Below are 19,690 nucleotides of genomic sequence, written 5' to 3'. Positions count from 1 at the left end.
AACCATGCAGCACCTTGAAAAATGTCCGAAGAAAAGTCTATTTCTAAACCTGTCATTTCCCATTTAAGCCTTGGTAAGGTTCCTCGCGTATCATCGAATTAAACCACATAATCCACCGCTTGTGCGGGCCCCCGTCAATTCCTTTGAGTTTCAAACTTGCGTTCGTACTCCCCAGGTGGCTAACTTATCACTTTCGCTTAGTCTCTGAAGCTTGCGCTCCAAAAACGAGTTAGCATCGTTTACGGCGTGGACTACCAGGGTATCTAATCCTGTTCGCTCCCCACGCTTTCGTCCATCAGCGTCAGTTGTTGCTTAGTAACCTGCCTTCGCAATTGGTGTTCTAAGTAATATCTATGCATTTCACCGCTACACTACTTATTCCAGCTACTTCAACAACACTCAAGACCTGCAGTATCAATGGCAGTTTCACAGTTAAGCTGTGAGATTTCACCACTGACTTACAGATCCGCCTACGGACCCTTTAAACCCAATAAATCCGGATAACGCTTGCACCCTCCGTATTACCGCGGCTGCTGGCACGGAGTTAGCCGGTGCTTATTCGTATAGTACCTTCAGCTACCCTCACGAGGGTAGGTTTATCCCTATACAAAAGAAGTTTACAACCCATAGGGCCGTCGTCCTTCACGCGGGATGGCTGGATCAGGCTCTCACCCATTGTCCAATATTCCTCACTGCTGCCTCCCGTAGGAGTCTGGTCCGTGTCTCAGTACCAGTGTGGGGGATCACCCTCTCAGGCCCCCTAAAGATCGTAGACTTGGTGAGCCGTTACCTCACCAACTATCTAATCTTGCGCGTGCCCATCTCTATCCACCGGAGTTTTCAATACCGAATGATGCCATTCAGTATATTATGGGGTATTAATCTTCCTTTCGAAAGGCTATCCCCCAGATAAAGGCAGGTTGCACACGTGTTCCGCACCCGTACGCCGCTCTCAAGATCCCGAAAGATCTCTACCGCTCGGCTTGCATGTGTTAGGCCTCCCGCTAGCGTTCATCCTGAGCCAGGATCAAACTCTCCATTGTATGTTTGTCTGACTCACTCAAAGTTTTTAACGCTTTAGTTTTTCCTTACTTGGTTGTTATATTGTATGTCAATGATCTTTATATCTTTCGCTTTGTAACGAAGCAATCTCTCTGTCAGTGTTGCTCCGTATTTGCGAGTGCAAAAGTAAAACTTTATTTTTTAATGACCAAATGTTTTTGAAGAAAATTTTAAAGTTTTTTAAGTAACCTTAACTCTTCTCAAAACCTCAATCTCTATACTCCTGCGCTCCCTCTAATTGGGACTGCAAAGATACAAACTCTTTTTTAACTGGCAACTTTTTTTTACAAAAAGTTTTGATTTTTTTTTTCGTCTGTTTCTTTTTTGAAGTAATATCGTTTATGCCTATCTAAAGGCGCTTCTGCGCTACTGTTCTACTCTCGTTTTCAGTGGGGCAAAGATAGCAACTTCCCACAACGCAAAACAAGTTTATTTAACATAAAAACATGTAATGTGGAAAACTACATTCATATATTATTACTAAACAAGTACTTATGTAAAAATTTAACTTATCCACATTATTGTTTATAAACCTAATTACTTGGATAAACCATGAAATTCAATTTACTGCAGTTAGTAGTAATTTGAGATATATTTAATTCTTAACCAGCAAACCATACAAAGACATGAAAGTAAAGACAAACAGCTAGCAAAAATAATATTAATCCATTTAAGTATTTAAGAAAAATAAGTTATTGATAATCACAAAAATAAAGAATGTAAACGCATCATCAAGAATAGGATGAAGTATAAAGATTTTAATACTTAAGTGATTTGACAATTTCAAATCTATTTTGTAGTAAATAGATCTTTGACTCTCTGCAGGGTAACAATATCGGTTAAGATAAACGATAGTAATGAAAGCAAACAAGATATCAGCTGTAAGAATGAATAATTTTATGCTGAACCGGGGTAATGATCTTTCAACAGTGTCTTAAACATTCCCTTCCAATTGATCTATTGATTCCGATGACGTCTTTCTTTTTCATTTGCTCTGCTTCTTTCCACTGTGTCATTCCGCAGGAATCCAACCTCCTTTATTAGGGTCTTTATGATTCCTTTAATTCAGACGATTTAATACTGATGAGACTTTGTTGAGACTCCTGCCTTTAGATTAGTTCTATGAAATAAATGATTACATTTAGAAAAGAGCAAGCATTTAGTTACACTATAGATTCCTTAGAATATGATTCATACTCCGATAAAGAACTAAATGCTTTTTCATCAAAAGACTTAAATAGAAATTCGGGATTTAAAGCCCATTATCAAGGTGTTAAGAATCAGATGAATTGCTCTTACATTTATAACTTAAACCAAAAGTATGGAAAAAATTGTAATAGGTATTGACATTAGTGCCAAGACACTGGATATCTGTATTAAAAAGTGTGGTTCTTATTCTTTTAATGTTATTGCCAATGAAGCTAAGGCAATCAAAGTATTCTTCAAAATTTTTCAAGAGCCGAAATCTGAGATTATAGTTTCCATGGAAAATACAGGAAGATATAATTGGGAATTATATCAGGTTCTGGAGTATTTTAATTTTAAAGTTTTTGTACTTAACCCCTTACACTTAAAGAAAAGTATAGGCTTAATAAGGGGTAAAAATGATAAAATTGATGCTAAAAGGATCTGTGAGTTCACAGAGAAACATGAAAAAGAGCTTATAGAATGGAAACCATGCTCTGATAACATAAAGAAAATTAAAGTGCTGTTTTCTGAGCGAAATTCTAAGATAAAGCTAAGAGCTTCTTTATTAAAGCAAAGACATCTTTATTCACAACTTGAAAGTATAGGATATGATTCTAAATTTTTAAAAATGAATAAAAAGGAGATTGAAGTTTTAGAAAAGCATATAGATTTTTTAGAAAATGAAATAGAACAACTCATTGATAATGACTCAGATTTATACTCCAAGAAGCAATGTATACAAAGTATTCCAGGAGTAGGAAAAGTATTAAGCTGGATGATTATTGCTAAAACAGAAGGGTTGACAAAGATTAATAACCCCAGAAAATTAGCTTGTTATGCAGGTGTGGTCCCCTTTGGCTATCAATCTGGAACATCAATAAAATGTAAACCTAAGCTTTCTTATTATGCGGATAAATCATTGAAAACAGTACTTCATATGGCTGCAATGAGAGCTGTGAGACTAGAAAATGATTTAAAAATATATTATCACAGAAAAATAAGTGATGGTAAAAACAAAATGGCAGTTTTAAACGCTGTGAGAAACAAAATTATTCATAGAATTTTTGCAATAATCAGAACAGGGAAACTTTATGAAAAAAACTATAATAATTCTTTGTTTTTGTCATAGAAATCGGAGTGACAATGGGTGGAATAAACGATAGTAGTGAAATCAAACAAGATATCAGCCATAAGAATGAATAATTTTATGCTGAACCGGATAATGATCTTTCAACAGTGTCTTAAACATTCCTTCCAATTGATCTAGTGCTTCCAATGGCGTCTCTCTTTTTCATTTACACCGCTTCTTTCCACTGTGTCATTCCGCAGGAATCCAGCCTCCTTTATTAGAGTCTTTATGATTCCTTTAATCCAGACGATTTAATACTGTAAATTATTTGATGATACTTTGTTGAGACTCCTACCGGAGTGACCATTGGAGGGTGTACTGTCCGTTATCATTGATAAGTGATCAATGATGGATGATAGATGATGAATGATAAGTGATGAATGATGAATAATCGATGTATTACTCATTACTCATACATTGAGCTGGGTATAAAACTGACTAGTCCTGAAAAAGGTTGACTAGTTTAATATTTCAAATATACTTAAATCAGAGTAGGAATTTTCCTATTCTGATTTTGTTTTTTGTATGTTTTTAATTTCACGTTATTTTTCATATGCACTTGGCTGGGGATGTTATAATTTAGGGAAAAATGAGGTCTTAAATTATTATAATAATAAATTGATTGGTCAAGCTGCTGTGAGAGATTCTTAAAGTTTTCAAAAGTATCAATCAATCCAAACTCATATTTCAGAATGCCGTTTACCCTCTCTGCTACAGCATTCTCATAAGGATCCGAGTTCTCGGTCATACTGATAAGAATATCATTTTTCCTTAACGTTTCAGTATATTCTTTACTACAATACTGCAATCCTCTGTCTGAATGATGAATTAAAGAATGTTTATACACCCTGTTCTTTAGGGCTTGTTTTAATGCTTTCAATGTGGAGGCAGTCTGTAAATTATCACTTAGTTCATATCCTACAATTTTCTTTGAATAGGCATCGGTAATCAAATGAAGATAATAATTTTTCTCTTTGGTCTTCAGATAGGTAATATCTGCAACCCAAACTTTTTCTGAACATTTCAACTCCTTTTCTTTAATAATATTCGGGTATTTCTTCATCCAATGTCTGGAATTGGTTGTTTTAAAATAACTGTGTCTTCTGGGAATTAAAAGATAATTCGATCTTAAAAGTTGAAACAGCCGATCTCTTCCTATATGAAGATCCTCTTTTGAAAAATCATTTTTAAGTAATACATAAAGTTTTCGAGTCCCTATTTTAGGCATCTTTTTACGAATTGATAATACCAGTTCTATAATCCTTTTTTGATTATTGATAGAATCAGGCTGTTTCTTCCTTTTATAATAAGCTTGTTTACTGTATCCAAACAATCGGCAGATATCTTCCAGTGAAAGATTTGTATACGGCCTTATTTCCTGGATTGATTGGAACCAGACTTTTTTACAATTTCAATCTTCAACTCACGCTCTGCGATTTCTATAAATTTCTTAAACACTTTGAGCTCTTCTTCCTTTTTGGATAAAGCAGCTTCAAGCTCTTTAATCTTTTGTTTCTGTGGATCTTTCATAGGTCTGCCTTTACTTAATTGTTTTTCATAAGTAAAGTTACCATATTTTATTAACCAACTAGAAATGCATGAATTACCCCGAATATTGTATCGAGTTTGCAATTGGGATTTTGTATATAATCCCCGTTCATATTCAGAGACAACTTGTCGTTTGAATGCCTCACTGTATTCTTGGACAGGGGACGATGTTTTTTTTAGATTCATAAGGATGACTAATTTTATGGTTTTTTAGTCAACCTTTTTCAGGACGAGACAAACAAAAAAAATCCTTTATCGTTATGATAAAGGATTTTTTAAAAATAAAATAAAAACTGGCGGCGGCCTACTCTCCCGCGTTAGCAGTACCATCGGCGCTGGTGGGCTTAACTTCTGTGTTCGGAATGGGAACAGGTGAGCCCCACCGCTAAAACCACCCTAAAGAAGGTATATAGCTTTAAGCATCAGGCTTGAAGCCTTAAGCTTATTGCGTTTTAAGCGATAAAAACTTTCACAAAGACAAAACCTTCGCTGCGCATAAAGAACTTGTCATTTATTATATGATATAGCAACCAAAGGCTATAAATCTACGGGTAATTAGTACTACTTGGCTATGACATTACTGTCTTTACACCTATAGCCTATCAACGTCGTCATCTACAACGACCCTTAAAAGATGTCTCATCTTGAGGCGAGTTTCGCACTTATATGCTTTCAGTGCTTATCTCTTCCAAACGTAGCTACTCAGCGGTGCACCTGGCGGTACAACTGATACACCAGAGGTTTGTTCAATTCGGTCCTCTCGTACTAGAATCAAGCCCTCTCAAACATCTAACGCCCGCAATAGATAGAGACCGAACTGTCTCACGACGTTCTGAACCCAGCTCGCGTGCCACTTTAATGGGCGAACAGCCCAACCCTTGGGACCTTCTCCAGCCCCAGGATGTGACGAGCCGACATCGAGGTGCCGAACCTCCCCGTCGATGTGAGCTCTTGGGGGAGACTAGCCTGTTATCCCCGGAGTACCTTTTATCCTATGAGCGATGGCCCTTCCATACGGAACCACCGGATCACTATGTCCTGCTTTCGCACCTGATCGACTTGTTGGTCTCACAGTCAAGCACCCTTATGCCATTACACTCTACGCACGGTTACCAAGCGTGCTGAGGGTACCTTTGAAAGCCTCCGTTACTCTTTTGGAGGCGACCACCCCAGTCAAACTACCCACCACGCAATGTCCTTCTGAAAGAAGTTAGGCTCCAAGTAAGTAAAGGGTGGTATTTCAACGTCGGCTCCACAAACACTAGCGTGCCTGCTTCAAAGCCTCCCACCTATCCTACACATTACTTACTCAAAGTCAATACGAAGTTATAGTAAAGGTTCACAGGGTCTTTTCGTCCCATTGCGGGTAATCGGCATCTTCACCGATACTACAATTTCACCGAGCTCGTGGCTGAGACAGTGCCCAGATCGTTACACCATTCGTGCAGGTCGGAACTTACCCGACAAGGAATTTCGCTACCTTAGGACCGTTATAGTTACGGCCGCCGTTTACTGGGGCTTCAGTTAATGCCTTCGCTTACGCTAAGCACCTTCCTTAACCTTCCAGCACCGGGCAGGTGTCAGACCCTATACAGCATCTTTCGATTTAGCAGAGTCCTGTGTTTTTGATAAACAGTCGCCTGGGCCTCTTCACTGCGGCCACCATTGCTGATGGCGTCTCTTCTTCCGAAGTTACGAGACTATTTTGCCTAGTTCCTTAGCCACGACTCACTCGAGCACCTTAGGATTCTCTCCTCGACCACCTGTGTCGGTTTTGGTACGGGTTGCTTCACTTCGGCTTTTCTTGGATCAGATTACACTACAGCAGCTTCGCCCGAAGGCTAGGCCTTGACTATTCCGTCAGTCTCCAGCAGCTACATCCAACCGTCCCCTTTTATTGTGAGCAAGTATGGGAATATTAACCCATTGTCCATCCACTACCCCTTTCGGGTTCGCGTTAGGTCCCGACTAACCCTCAGCTGATTAGCATGGCTGAGGAAGCCTTGGTCTTTCGGTGAGCAGGTTTCTCGCCTGCTTTATCGTTACTTATGCCTACATTTTCTTTTCTATCCGCTCCACAATACCTCACAGTACTGCTTCGGCGCAAATAGAATGCTCTCCTACCAGATATATCTAAAATATAAATCCATAGCTTCGGTAATATGTTTATGCCCGATTATTATCCATGCCGGACCGCTCGACTAGTGAGCTGTTACGCACTCTTTAAATGAATGGCTGCTTCCAAGCCAACATCCTAGCTGTCAATGCAGTCCAACCGCGTTGCTTCAACTTAACATATATTTGGGGACCTTAGCTGTTGGTCTGGGTTCTTTCCCTCTCGGACATGGACCTTAGCACCCATGCCCTCACTGCCGCAGAACATTTATTAGCATTCGGAGTTTGTCAGGAATTGGTAGGCGATGAAACCCCCGCATCCAATCAGTAGCTCTACCTCTAATAAACTTATATACGACGCTGCACCTAAATGCATTTCGGAGAGTACGAGCTATCTCCCAGTTTGATTGGCCTTTCACCCCTACCCACAGGTCATCCGAAGACTTTTCAACGTCAACCGGTTCGGTCCTCCACTCTGTGTTACCAGAGCTTCAACCTGCCCATGGGTAGATCACAAGGTTTCGCGTCTAATCCTACTAACTATACGCCCTATTCAGACTCGCTTTCGCTCCGGCTCCGGTACTTAATACCTTAACCTCGCTAGTAAAATTAACTCGTAGGCTCATTATGCAAAAGGCACGCCGTCACAGCATTACGCTGCTCCGACCGCTTGTAGGCGTACGGTTTCAGGTTCTATTTCACCCTTCTATTCGAAGTGCTTTTCACCTTTCCTTCACAGTACTTGTTCACTATCGGTCTTTCAGGAGTATTTAGCCTTGGAGGATGGTCCCCCCATATTCAGACAGGATTTCACGTGTCCCGCCCTACTCATTTATCATCTTATTATGCCTTTCGAGTACAGGATTATCACCTTCTACGATTGTTCTTTCCAGAACATTCCTCTAAACATAAAAAGACTTTTGGGCTAATCCGCTTTCGCTCGCCACTACTTACGGAATCTCTTCGATTTCTTTTCCTCCGGGTACTTAGATGTTTCAGTTCTCCGGGTTTGCTCCTCTTACGAGGTGACATATCTTCAATATGCCGGGTTGCCCCATTCGGATATCTGCGGATCAATTCGTGTGTGCCAATCCCCGCAGCTTTTCGCAGCTTACCACGTCCTTCGTCGCCTCTGAAAGCCTAGGCATCCGCCATACGCCCTTAACGATTTCTTTCCTATTGGTTACTCAAGCGCTTTATACGCTCGGTTTTCTCTTTGTGATGTCTTTACCGTTAATGTCAATGATCTTAATTTCTTCTTTTCCAACTGATGAACAAATGTTGTTTTTGGCTCCATTCGTAACTTTTAAATCAGTCTTCCAAAACTGTGGAGAATAAGGGAGTCGAACCCTTGACCTCCTGCGTGCAAGGCAGGCGCTCTAGCCAGCTGAGCTAATTCCCCTCTAGGTGCTGCAGGCTTTACGCTATAAGCTTTAGGCGTATTGCCTACTGCTTCCAGCTTAATGCTTACCGCTTTAATTAGTAGTCTCGGGCAGGCTCGAACTGCCGACCTCTACATTATCAGTGTAGCGCTCTAACCAGCTGAGCTACGAGACTGTCTTTTAGACGTAAAAGATGATAGACTGATTGATAATAGACTAATTTCTTCGTCTTTCTCTCTCTGCTTTTATCTTCTTTGCCTCTCTCAATCCCTTTACTAATTTCTAGTGGGTTTTGTATTTTTATATATCAACCAAACAAAAAAACTAAAGCTATACTTTAAGTAAGTATAATGTACTTGCGTACTGATTTTGTTTAACGTCAAAAGACGCTCTAAAATGAGATGTTCCAGCCGCACCTTCCGGTACGGCTACCTTGTTACGACTTAGCCCTAGTTACCTGTTTTACCCTAGGCAGCTCCTGTTACGGTCACCGACTTCAGGTACCCCAGACTTCCATGGCTTGACGGGCGGTGTGTACAAGGCCCGGGAACGTATTCACCGCGCCATGGCTGATGCGCGATTACTAGCGATTCCAGCTTCATAGAGTCGAGTTGCAGACTCCAATCCGAACTGAGACCGGCTTTCGAGATTTGCATCACTTCGCAGTGTAGCTGCCCTCTGTACCGGCCATTGTATTACGTGTGTGGCCCAAGGCGTAAGGGCCGTGATGATTTGACGTCATCCCCACCTTCCTCTCTACTTGCGTAGGCAGTCTCACTAGAGTCCCCAACTTAATGATGGCAACTAGTGACAGGGGTTGCGCTCGTTGCAGGACTTAACCTAACACCTCACGGCACGAGCTGACGACAACCATGCAGCACCTTGAAAAATGTCCGAAGAAAAGTCTATTTCTAAACCTGTCATTTCCCATTTAAGCCTTGGTAAGGTTCCTCGCGTATCATCGAATTAAACCACATAATCCACCGCTTGTGCGGGCCCCCGTCAATTCCTTTGAGTTTCAAACTTGCGTTCGTACTCCCCAGGTGGCTAACTTATCACTTTCGCTTAGTCTCTGAAGCTTGCGCTCCAAAAACGAGTTAGCATCGTTTACGGCGTGGACTACCAGGGTATCTAATCCTGTTCGCTCCCCACGCTTTCGTCCATCAGCGTCAGTTGTTGCTTAGTAACCTGCCTTCGCAATTGGTGTTCTAAGTAATATCTATGCATTTCACCGCTACACTACTTATTCCAGCTACTTCAACAACACTCAAGACCTGCAGTATCAATGGCAGTTTCACAGTTAAGCTGTGAGATTTCACCACTGACTTACAGATCCGCCTACGGACCCTTTAAACCCAATAAATCCGGATAACGCTTGCACCCTCCGTATTACCGCGGCTGCTGGCACGGAGTTAGCCGGTGCTTATTCGTATAGTACCTTCAGCTACCCTCACGAGGGTAGGTTTATCCCTATACAAAAGAAGTTTACAACCCATAGGGCCGTCGTCCTTCACGCGGGATGGCTGGATCAGGCTCTCACCCATTGTCCAATATTCCTCACTGCTGCCTCCCGTAGGAGTCTGGTCCGTGTCTCAGTACCAGTGTGGGGGATCACCCTCTCAGGCCCCCTAAAGATCGTAGACTTGGTGAGCCGTTACCTCACCAACTATCTAATCTTGCGCGTGCCCATCTCTATCCACCGGAGTTTTCAATACCGAATGATGCCATCCAGTATATTATGGGGTATTAATCTTCCTTTCGAAAGGCTATCCCCCAGATAAAGGCAGGTTGCACACGTGTTCCGCACCCGTACGCCGCTCTCAAGATCCCGAAAGATCTCTACCGCTCGGCTTGCATGTGTTAGGCCTCCCGCTAGCGTTCATCCTGAGCCAGGATCAAACTCTCCATTGTATGTTTGTCTGACTCACTCAAAGTTTTTAACGCTTTAGTTTTTCCTTACTTGGTTGTTATATTGTATGTCAATGATCTTTATATCTTCCGCTTTTTCCGAAGCAATCTCTCTGTCAGTGTCGCTCCGTATTTGCGAGTGCAAAAGTAAAACTTTATTTTTTAATGACCAAATGTTTTTGAAGAAAATTTTAAAGTTTTTTAAGTAACCTTAACCCTTCTCAAAACCTCAATCTCTATACTCCTGCGCTCCCTCTAATTGGGACTGCAAAGATACAAACTCTTTTTTAACTGGCAACTTTTTTTACAAAAAGTTTTGAAGTTTTTTTCGCTTGTTTCTTTTTTGAAGTAATATCGTTTATGCCTATCTAAAGGCGCTTCTGCGCTACTGTTCTACTCTCGTTTTCAGTGGGGCAAAGATAGCAACTTCCTACAACGCAAAACAAGTTTATTTAACATAAATTTTACATTACGGTGATATTTGTTCCTAAAGAACTGGGTAGCAGGGGGAAAAATTTTAAACATTTGTTTGGAGAATCGGGGTGAGAGTGTGGGAGCGTGGGAGAGTTTGAGTGTTTGAGGGGAGAGGGGTATGATTCGGGGTGCCGGATGCGGGGTTTGGGGTGAGGAAGATCAAAAAAAATAAGGTATATATAATATAAGAGAGAGACTAGCCTATATAAGAGAATAAGCTTCATTCGATTAAGCTCGGGATTATAGCCCGCTCCTATTGATGGAAGATTATATATAATGAAGGGAGATTGTTGTTTTTTATGTATGGGGATGATCATTGCCCACGGATCTCGCAGATTTACACAGATAAGAGGGGCCTGCTTTATGTATACATTTATATTATATATAGAATGGGAAGGATGGAAATGCTAAAGAGTATATTTATATAATATATATAGAGAGAGCGGAGTAATAGCATTTACATACTACCCCGTAATGAATTAAAATGCTTCGACTCAGCTCAGCATGACATTGCTAATACTAACCGCTAGAGAGTCTTAGATATTATACTGTCATTTCACTTCCTTTAAGGATTCTCATAAAGAAGTTGGGATTCCTGCGGAATGATACAAGGGGAATAGAGATTTGCACTCAATAATATGTTTCCATAGAAATCTACAATATGAAAATTCAACAACAATGTTCCTTTTCTACCTAAAAACCCGAAACTCGAAACTCAATAACCCGAACCTCTCATCATTAACAACTCCTACCCTAGCCCTGATAGTAATGGTTACCCCGCAGCTTGCGTTGGAGGGCGGGTTTTAGGGGTGGGGGCCCTTCGGCTTCGCTCAGGGTGAGAGCGTTGGAGGGCGAGGGCGCGAGGAGTATGAATGGATAGCAGGAAATAGCTCCTGAGAAAATTGGAGAGTTGGAGGGTAATAGAGTTTGAGAGTGGGAAAGTGAAGGACAAAGAGACATAATCTGAAATACGGACATATTCTCTAGAAAGGATAAAAAAACATTCCGTAAGAATCCTAAATATGTGGGACTCCTACGGAATGGGGATAAAACGAAGTTATATTTCTAGTTCAGAACGTATGATGTTCCGTCTCTTCCGTCTTTTAATTCGATCCCTTCTGCAAGCAGTTTATCTCTGATCTGGTCTGAAAGTTCGAAGTTTTTGGATTTTCTTGCCTGGTTTCTCAATTCGATCAAAACTTTTAAGGTCTGATCAAGTTTTTCATTGTTATTTTCTTCTACGGTCTGTAATCCCAGAACGTCGAAGATGAAAGCATTCAGTGTTGATTTTAAGTCTTCAAGATCTTCTGTTGCAATTGTTTCTTTGCCATCTTTCAGCGCAAAGATATATTTCACCGCTTCAAACAAGTGGGCAATCAGGATTGGTGAATTAAAGTCATCTGTTAATGCTTCATAGGCTTTATTTTTCCATTCTTTCAGGCTGAAACCGGATTGTTTTGAATCATCAGGGGTAATAGAAGCCAATACTTTCACAGCTTCCATTAATCTGATAAATCCTTTTTCGCTCGCTATCATGGCATCGTTTGAAATATCCAGAACGCTTCGGTAGTGCGCCTGCAGGAAGCAGAAACGTACAATTGAAGGGTGGAACGGTTTTTCAAAGAAGTCGTTATCTCCTGTCACCAGCTGCATGGGCAGGATATAGTTTCCTGTAGATTTGCTCATACGCTGAGAATTCATCGTCAGCATATTGGCGTGCATCCAGTAATTTACCGGCGCAGCATCGTTGCAGGCTTTCCCTTGTGCGATTTCACATTCGTGGTGGGGAAATTTAAGATCCATTCCTCCTCCATGGATATCGAATGTTTCGCCAAGATATTTTGTACTCATTGCAGTACATTCAAGGTGCCATCCCGGAAAACCTTCTCCCCAAGGGGAATTCCATCTCATAATGTGAGCTGGGGATGCTTTTTTCCACAATGCAAAATCCTGTGGGTTTTTCTTTTCTCCCTGGCCGTCGAGATCTCTGGTATTGGCAAAAAGCTCTTCTATATTACGTTTTGAAAGTTCACCGTAATTCAGTCCTCTTTTATTGTATTCCAAAACATCAAAGTATACTGAACCGTTGCTTTCGTAGGCAAAACCTCTTTCAATCAGCTTTTGAGTTAATTCGATCTGTTCTACAATATGTCCTGTAGCGGTAGGTTCGATATTGGGTGGCAGCAGATTGAACATATCCAGTACTTTGTGGAAATCTACAGTATATTTCTGTACAATTTCCATAGGTTCCAGCTTTTCAAGTCTGGTTTGTTTTACGAATCTGTCGTTATCTACATTTCCATCATCGGTAAGGTGTCCTGCGTCGGTAATATTTCTTACATATCTTACTTTGTATCCCAAATGCATCAGGGTACGGTAGATAAAGTCGAAAGAAAGGAAAGTTCTTACATTTCCCAAATGTACATTGCTGTACACGGTAGGTCCGCAGACATACATTCCGACGTTTCCTTCCAAAATAGGTTTGAATATTTCTTTTTCCGCTGTAAGGGAGTTATATAATTTTAATTGCATTTATTTTAAGTTAAAGATTTAATGATTTTAAAGATTCAAAATTGAGTTAAAAAATATTTTTGTCACAACAAATAATTGTCGTGATAAAAATCTTATCTGAAACTTTTTTAAATTTTATCATAATTAAATCGCTTTTAAATGATGCTGTAAATGATCTACATAATCATCGATAATAAACTCCAATGTATAGACCCGTGGTTCTGTTTTGGTCGTATCACAGGTTCTCTGTAATGCTTCGTCCGGGATATTTTCTACGATATGAACAATCTGATAGTTCAAGGATTTCCACAGATTAATAAGATCTGAGGTAGGAACATTCTGATAGTTCTGAGCTTTTACCCAGAAGTTCTGGTCATATACAATATTTTCGTTCTCTTTATATTGTGTCACAACAAATCTACGGATATTTGTAAAAGCGCTGTCACAAAGATGGCCAATAATTTCTTTTTTAGACCATTTTTCCGAGGAATTTTTATATGTCCATTCTTCTTCAGTAATATTTTGGAATCTCTGAAGCTCTGCATCAATAATATTTTTAAGGATCTGGTAGTTCATTGTTTATTAATCAAGCTTTGCATGACTTCCTACGTAATGTAAGAATTCCTGTCTTGTGATAGGGTTTGTTCTGAAAATACCACTGAGTTCCGCAGTAATTGTGGAGCTTGCTGTATCTTTTATTCCTCTGCAGTTGACACAAAGGTGTTTTGCATCAATGATACACGCCACATCTTTCGTTCCCAAAGCTTCTTTCAAAGCATCTACAATCTGCATGGTAAGTCTTTCCTGAACCTGTGGTCTTTTCGCATAATAATCAACAATTCTGTTAATTTTTGAAAGACCGATTACTTCGCCATTGGAAATATAAGCAACATGGGCTCTCCCTATGATGGGTAAAAAGTGGTGCTCGCAAAAAGAGTATACCGTGATATCCTTTTCTACCAGCATCTGGCGGTATTTGTATTTGTTGGAGAAAGTGGAGATTCCTGGTTTGTTTTCAGGAAGCAGTCCTCCGAAAATCTCGTTCACATACATTTTGGCAACACGTCTTGGAGAATCCTTCAGAGAGTCATCTGTCATATCCAATCCCAACGTTTCCATAATCTCACCAAAAAGCTCAGTAATTTTTTCAATTTTTTCCTGTGGCGATTTATCAAAAGCATCTTCCCTTATAGGCGTATGTTCTTTTCCAGTGAAAATATCATCGTCGTTATCAGTAAAATCAACCATTTTTATTTAATTTGCAGCAAAAATACGGATAATATCTGTTCATCTCTATTCAATTGGGATGAAAAACATTATCTTTTATAACCAGCTCAGATTAGAAAGCCTATGATTATTGTCGAAGAAGTACAAAACCAACTCCATAAAAGGGAATTTCTGAAATTCCCGGCCCGCCTTTATGAACACGACAAAAATTATATCCGTCCTTTAGATAAACATATTGAGGAGATTTTTGATCCTGCCAAGAATAAATTCTTCAAAAACGGAGAATGTAAAAGGTTTCTGTTTAAAAAAAATAGCAACACCGTTGGGAAAGTAGCTGTTTTTGTGAACGGCTGTTATGAGCAAAAGCAGCCTACGGGAGGAATTGGCTTTTTTGACTGTATTAATGATCAGGAAACTGCCAATTTTATTTTTGACCATTGTAAAGACTGGCTTCAAAGAAAAGGAATGGAAGCAATGGACGGACCTATCAATTTTGGGGAACGGGATAAATTCTGGGGGCTTCTAATTGAAGGTTTTATTGAGCCTTTATTTGGAATGAACTACAATTTCCCTTATTACAAAGATCTTTTTGAAAATTATGGTTTTCAGATTTATTTTGAGCAGCTATGTTTTACCAGACCTGTTTTTGCGGAAGTGTCGAGGATATTTACTATTGCGCATGAAAAGAACAGAAGAAATCCTGCGATTTCTGCACAATCAATGAAAAAGAATAATCTGCCAAAGTTTGCAAAGGATTTTACAGAGATTTATAATAAAGCATGGGCATCTCATGGAGAAGGAAAGCATCTGGAAGAAGCAAAAGTTCTGAAGATGTTCAACACCATGAAACCAATCATTAATGAACATATCTCCTGGTTTGTCTACGAAAACGAAAAACCGATTGCGATGTGGATCAATATTCCTGATCTCAACCAGTGGTTTAAATATCTGAACGGGAAATTCGGGATTTTTCAAAAGCTTAAATTTTTGTTTCTAAAACGTTTTAAAAAGAATGAAAAAATGGTGGGGCTTGTTTTTGGTGTTGTCCCCGAATGGCAGAAGAAAGGTATTGACGGATATATGATCTGGGAAGGAACTCAGCATTTGAGAAAACATACCGATTTTACGATTACTGAACTACAGTGGATTGGTGATTTTAATCCGAAAATGATCAAGATTGCAGAAACTCTTGACACTACAGTAACGCGAAAGCTTGCTACTTACCGGTATTTGTTTGACAGAAATAAGGAATTTGAGAGACATACTGGTCTTTAGAGTAAGAAAGATAGAAGTTTAATTTTTCTTGGATACTTTAATTTATTTGACGCAAAGTCTTATTTGCTGATGTTATATTTTATAGGGAGCAAAGATGGAATCAACAAAGTTGATTCTTTCTAAGCGGGTGTATAGCCTACGGCTTTCTTCATTTCTTCTATCTTTAAAATTAATTCGGTATCAGATTTTAAAAATAAAAACCCTGCTTTTTATGGCAGGGTTCCTTCATTTTGGTACTTTTATTAGAATAGCTCGCCGGCTACTTTTTTAATATTATCACTTTTCCCCATTGAGTAAAAGTGGAGAACAGGAACTCCAAAGTCCAGAAGTTCTTTACACTGAGCAATAGACCATTCTATTCCGATCTGTTTTACCGCTTCATTATTTTTTGCATTTTCCACCTCATTGATCAGTTCTTCAGGAAGATCTATTTTGAATACCTGTGGCAGGATTTTCAAGTGCTTCTTAGTGGCAATAGGTTTGATTCCCGGAATAATTGGAACCGTTATTCCCATTTCTCTTGCTTTCTGAACGAATTCAATATACTTTTTATTGTCAAAAAACATTTGGGTAACGATGTAATCTGCTCCGGCATCTACTTTTTGCTTCAGCCACTTCAGATCATAATTCATGGAGGGCGCTTCCATATGTTTTTCGGGATATCCAGCAACACCGATGCAGAATTTGTTCAGTTCATCACAAACCTGTTCTTCGTTATGAAGATATTTTCCTCTTCCCAGATCATTAATCTGGTTAACAAGATCCATCGCACTGGCGTGCCCTCCCTGAGTAGGTTCAAAATATTGATGCCCTTTCATGGCGTCACCTCTTAAGGCCATTACATTATCTATTCCAAGGTACATACAATCTACCAGCAGATATTCTGTTTCTTCTTTTGTAAAACCTCCACAAAGAAGATGCGGCACTGTATCTACATTATATTTATGCTGGATGGCTGCACAAATTCCTAAGGTTCCGGGGCGCATCCTTGTAATACGACGCTCCATCAAGCCATTTCCTTTGTCCAGATAGATATATTCTTCTCTGGATGTGGTAACATCAATGAAAGGAGGTTTGAACTCCATCAACGGATCTATGTTTGTATAAAGATCTTCAATACCTATTCCCTTTTGTGGTGGAACAACTTCTAAGGAGAATAAAGTTTTTCCATTTGCATTTTTAATGTGTTCTGTTATCTTCATGTTAATGTTAATCTGCTAAATTGGGTGACAACCATTTTTTCGCTTCCTGGATGCTACAACCTCTTCTTGCTGCATAATCTTCAAGCTGGTCTGCTGTAATTTTTCCTAATCCGAAATATTTGGCATGCGGGCTTCCGAAATAATATCCGGAAACAGATGCTGTTGGGAACATGGCAAGGCTTTCTGTAAGGAAAACCCCAGTATTCTCTTCTACTTTTAAAAGATCCCAGATGGTTTTCTTCTCCAGATGGTCCGGGCATGCCGGATATCCCGGAGCCGGACGGATTCCTTTATATTTTTCGGCAATAAGCTCTTCGTTGCTTAAGTTTTCCTGATTGGCGTATCCCCAGTATTCTGTTCTGACTTTTTTATGTAAGAATTCGGCATAAGCTTCTGCAAAACGGTCTGCCAAAGCTTTGACCATGATAGAATTGTAATCATCATTGGCTTTTTCGTATTCCGCAGACAGCTCATCGGTTCCAAATCCGGTGGTTACGCAGAATGCTCCCACATAATCGGTTTTTCCAGAGCTTTGAGGAGCAATGAAATCACTTAGCGCCAGATAGTCTTTTCCTTTTGATCTTTGAGCCTGTTGTCTTAGGGTTAAAAATTTTGCCTGCTCATTATTATTTTCGTCAAAAATCAAAATATCATCAGATTCATTGGAATTGGCTTTAAAGATTCCGAAAATGGCTTTTGCTGTTAACAGTTTCTCATCCAGAATTCTATTCAAAATGACCTGAGCATCTTTGAATAGTTCTTTCGCCTGAACTCCTACCACCTCATCTTCCAGAATATTCGGGTATTTTCCATGAAGATCCCAGCTTCTGAAAAACGGGGACCAGTCGATGAAAGGAAGAAGTTCTCTCAGATCCTGATTTTCAATTACTTTTATTCCGAGATTATTCGGTGTGAAAATTTCTTCATTTTCCCAGTCAATTTTAAAGTGATTTTCCCTTGCTTCTTTGATTGAAACATAATCTTTATCAACCTGTCTGTTCAGAAATTTTTCTCTGAAATCAGAGTAGTCGTTCTTTAAATCCGAAACATATTCTTTATTTCTGTCACCTAACAATGAACTCACAACATTTACTGCTCTTGAAGCATCATTTACGTGGACGACGGCATTTTTATATTTCAAATCGATTTTCACTGCGGTATGTGCTTTTGAAGTTGTAGCACCACCGATTAATAATGGAAAATCTAAATTTTGTCTTTCCAATTCTGAAGCGATGTACACCATTTCATCCAAACTAGGGGTAATCAGTCCGCTTAGCCCAATAACATCTACTTTTTCTTCAATGGCAGTCTGAATAATCTTTTCGGCAGGAACCATTACTCCAAGGTCAACAATTTCATAGTTGTTACAACCCAGAACGACACTCACAATGTTTTTGCCGATATCATGAACATCTCCTTTTACGGTTGCCATTAATATTTTTCCGTTGGCAGGTTTTGTTCCGTCTTTTTCTGCTTCAATGAAAGGCTGTAAATAAGCTACTGCCTTTTTCATTACCCTTGCGGATTTTACTACCTGTGGAAGGAACATTTTTCCACTTCCGAATAAATCTCCTACCACTCCCATACCTGTCATCAGGTTCACTTCGATGACATGAAGCGGTCTTTCGGCTGTTAGCCTTGCTTCTTCTACATCTTCTTCAATAAAACGGTCGATTCCTTTTACCAAAGCATGGGTAATCCTTTCCTGTAGAGGATTATTTCTCCACTCTAAGTCTTCAGTCTTTTCTTTCTTAACTGATTTATGCTTTTCGGAATAGTCGAGAAGTCTTTCTGTAGCATCTTCTCTTTTATCCAGGATGACATCTTCTACCAGCTCCAGCAATTCTTTATTGATTTCATCATAAACCTCCAACATAGCCGGATTTACAATACCGATGTTCATTCCTGCCTGAATCGCATGGTACAGGAATACGGAGTGCATGGCCTCTCTCACCGTATCATTTCCACGGAAAGAGAATGAAACATTACTCACTCCTCCACTCACGGATGCATAAGGAAGATTTTGTCTTACCCAGCGTGTGGCTTCAATAAAGTCGATGGCATTTCTTCTGTGCTCATCCATTCCAGTTGCCACCGGAAAGATATTTAAGTCGAAAATGATATCTTCTGCGGGGAAACCAATCTGGTTCACCAAAATATCATAGGAACGTTTTGAAATTTCAATTCTTCGTTCAAGATTGTCAGCCTGCCCTACCTCATCAAATGCCATTACAATGACAGCTGCACCATACCTTTTGATGGCCTTGGCGTGTTTGATAAATTCTTCCTCGCCTTCTTTTAAGCTAATGGAATTCACGACACATTTTCCCTGAGCCACCTGAAGACCTGCTTCAAGGATCTCCCATTTGGAAGAGTCTACCATGATCGGAATTCTTGCAATATCCGGTTCTGAGGCAATTAAGTTCAGAAATTTGATCATGGAAGCTTTCCCATCAATCAAACCATCATCAAAGTTAACATCCAGAATCTGGGCACCTCCTTCTACCTGATGGCGGGCAATATCTAATGCTTCAGAGAATTTCTCCTCTTTGATAAGTCTTAAAAACTTTTTGGAACCGGCAACATTCGTTCTTTCACCAACGTTGATGAAATTACTTTCCGGGGTTATGATAAGAGGCTCGAGGCCTGATAATCTTAAATACTTCATT

General features: G+C 39.8%; 8 protein-coding genes, 2 tRNA genes and 4 rRNA genes (1 of these 14 cut by a window edge). 2 read left to right on the top strand and 12 right to left on the bottom strand.

The genetic code is table 11. The features are described from left to right. Positions 1-1,043 (bottom strand): 16S ribosomal RNA (locus V0410_RS18285) (it extends 474 nt beyond the left edge of the window). Positions 1,044-2,383: 1,340 nt separating this feature from the next. Here V0410_RS18285 and V0410_RS18280 point away from each other — a divergent pair. After that, complete coding sequence (locus V0410_RS18280; RefSeq protein WP_330744043.1) at positions 2,384-3,379, top strand: IS110 family transposase; 996 nt, start codon at positions 2,384-2,386, stop codon at positions 3,377-3,379. A 481-nt stretch (positions 3,380-3,860) separates the two neighbouring features. Here V0410_RS18280 and V0410_RS18275 read toward each other — a convergent pair. From V0410_RS18275 to folE, 9 genes are all read right to left on the bottom strand, one after another. Further along, positions 3,861-5,113 (bottom strand): IS3 family transposase gene (locus V0410_RS18275; protein ID WP_330744717.1). Its coding sequence is split into 2 segments (ribosomal slippage): positions 3,861-4,786 and positions 4,786-5,113, totalling 1,254 coding nucleotides; the frame shifts between segments, so codons are not numbered across the junction. A gap of 105 nt (positions 5,114-5,218) precedes the next feature. After that, a 5S ribosomal RNA gene (gene rrf / locus V0410_RS18270) occupies positions 5,219-5,326 on the bottom strand. A 136-nt stretch (positions 5,327-5,462) separates the two neighbouring features. Continuing rightward, positions 5,463-8,217: ribosomal RNA gene (locus tag V0410_RS18265) — 23S ribosomal RNA — on the bottom strand. Positions 8,218-8,370: 153 nt separating this feature from the next. Beyond that, positions 8,371-8,444: transfer RNA gene (locus V0410_RS18260), tRNA-Ala, on the bottom strand. Between the two features lie 81 nt (positions 8,445-8,525). Further along, positions 8,526-8,599 (bottom strand) — tRNA-Ile (locus tag V0410_RS18255). 219 nt (positions 8,600-8,818) lie between these two features. Further along, a 16S ribosomal RNA gene (locus V0410_RS18250) occupies positions 8,819-10,335 on the bottom strand. Together the 16S, 23S and 5S rRNA genes with 2 tRNA genes alongside form the textbook arrangement of a ribosomal RNA operon. A 1,536-nt stretch (positions 10,336-11,871) precedes the next feature. Continuing rightward, positions 11,872-13,338: a cysteine--tRNA ligase gene (cysS, locus tag V0410_RS18245; RefSeq protein ID WP_330745156.1), complete on the bottom strand. Its 1,467-nt coding sequence runs from the start codon at positions 13,336-13,338 to the stop codon at positions 11,872-11,874. Between the two features lie 123 nt (positions 13,339-13,461). Next, on the bottom strand, positions 13,462-13,893 hold the full coding sequence (locus V0410_RS18240; RefSeq protein ID WP_330745155.1) for a DinB family protein: 432 nt from the start codon (positions 13,891-13,893) through the stop codon (positions 13,462-13,464). Between the two features lie 6 nt (positions 13,894-13,899). Continuing rightward, positions 13,900-14,565 carry a GTP cyclohydrolase I FolE gene (gene folE, locus V0410_RS18235; protein WP_002983392.1) on the bottom strand — a complete coding sequence of 222 codons (666 nt, stop codon included), beginning with the start codon at positions 14,563-14,565 and terminating at the stop codon, positions 13,900-13,902. Between the two features lie 102 nt (positions 14,566-14,667). Between folE and V0410_RS18230 the strand changes: the two genes are divergently transcribed. Next, positions 14,668-15,819, top strand: coding sequence for a hypothetical protein (locus V0410_RS18230; RefSeq protein WP_330745154.1), 1,152 nt, complete (start codon positions 14,668-14,670; stop codon positions 15,817-15,819). Between the two features lie 242 nt (positions 15,820-16,061). Here V0410_RS18230 and metF read toward each other — a convergent pair whose 3' ends face one another. Together metF and metH are read right to left on the bottom strand one after the other, a co-directional pair. Then, positions 16,062-17,021 carry a methylenetetrahydrofolate reductase [NAD(P)H] gene (gene metF, locus V0410_RS18225; protein WP_110008601.1) on the bottom strand — a complete coding sequence of 320 codons (960 nt, stop codon included), beginning with the start codon at positions 17,019-17,021 and terminating at the stop codon, positions 16,062-16,064. Between the two features lie 7 nt (positions 17,022-17,028). Then, positions 17,029-19,689, bottom strand: a complete 2,661-nt coding sequence (gene metH / locus V0410_RS18220) for a methionine synthase (RefSeq protein WP_330745153.1) — start codon at positions 19,687-19,689, stop codon at positions 17,029-17,031. Position 19,690 lies beyond the last annotated feature (1 nt).

It is taken from the genome of Chryseobacterium sp. CP-77, from assembly GCF_036362765.1.
Taxonomy (GTDB): domain Bacteria; phylum Bacteroidota; class Bacteroidia; order Flavobacteriales; family Weeksellaceae; genus Chryseobacterium; species Chryseobacterium cupriresistens.
Note: the sequence above shows the minus strand (reverse complement) of the source record. Positions and strands in the feature narration are given on the sequence as shown.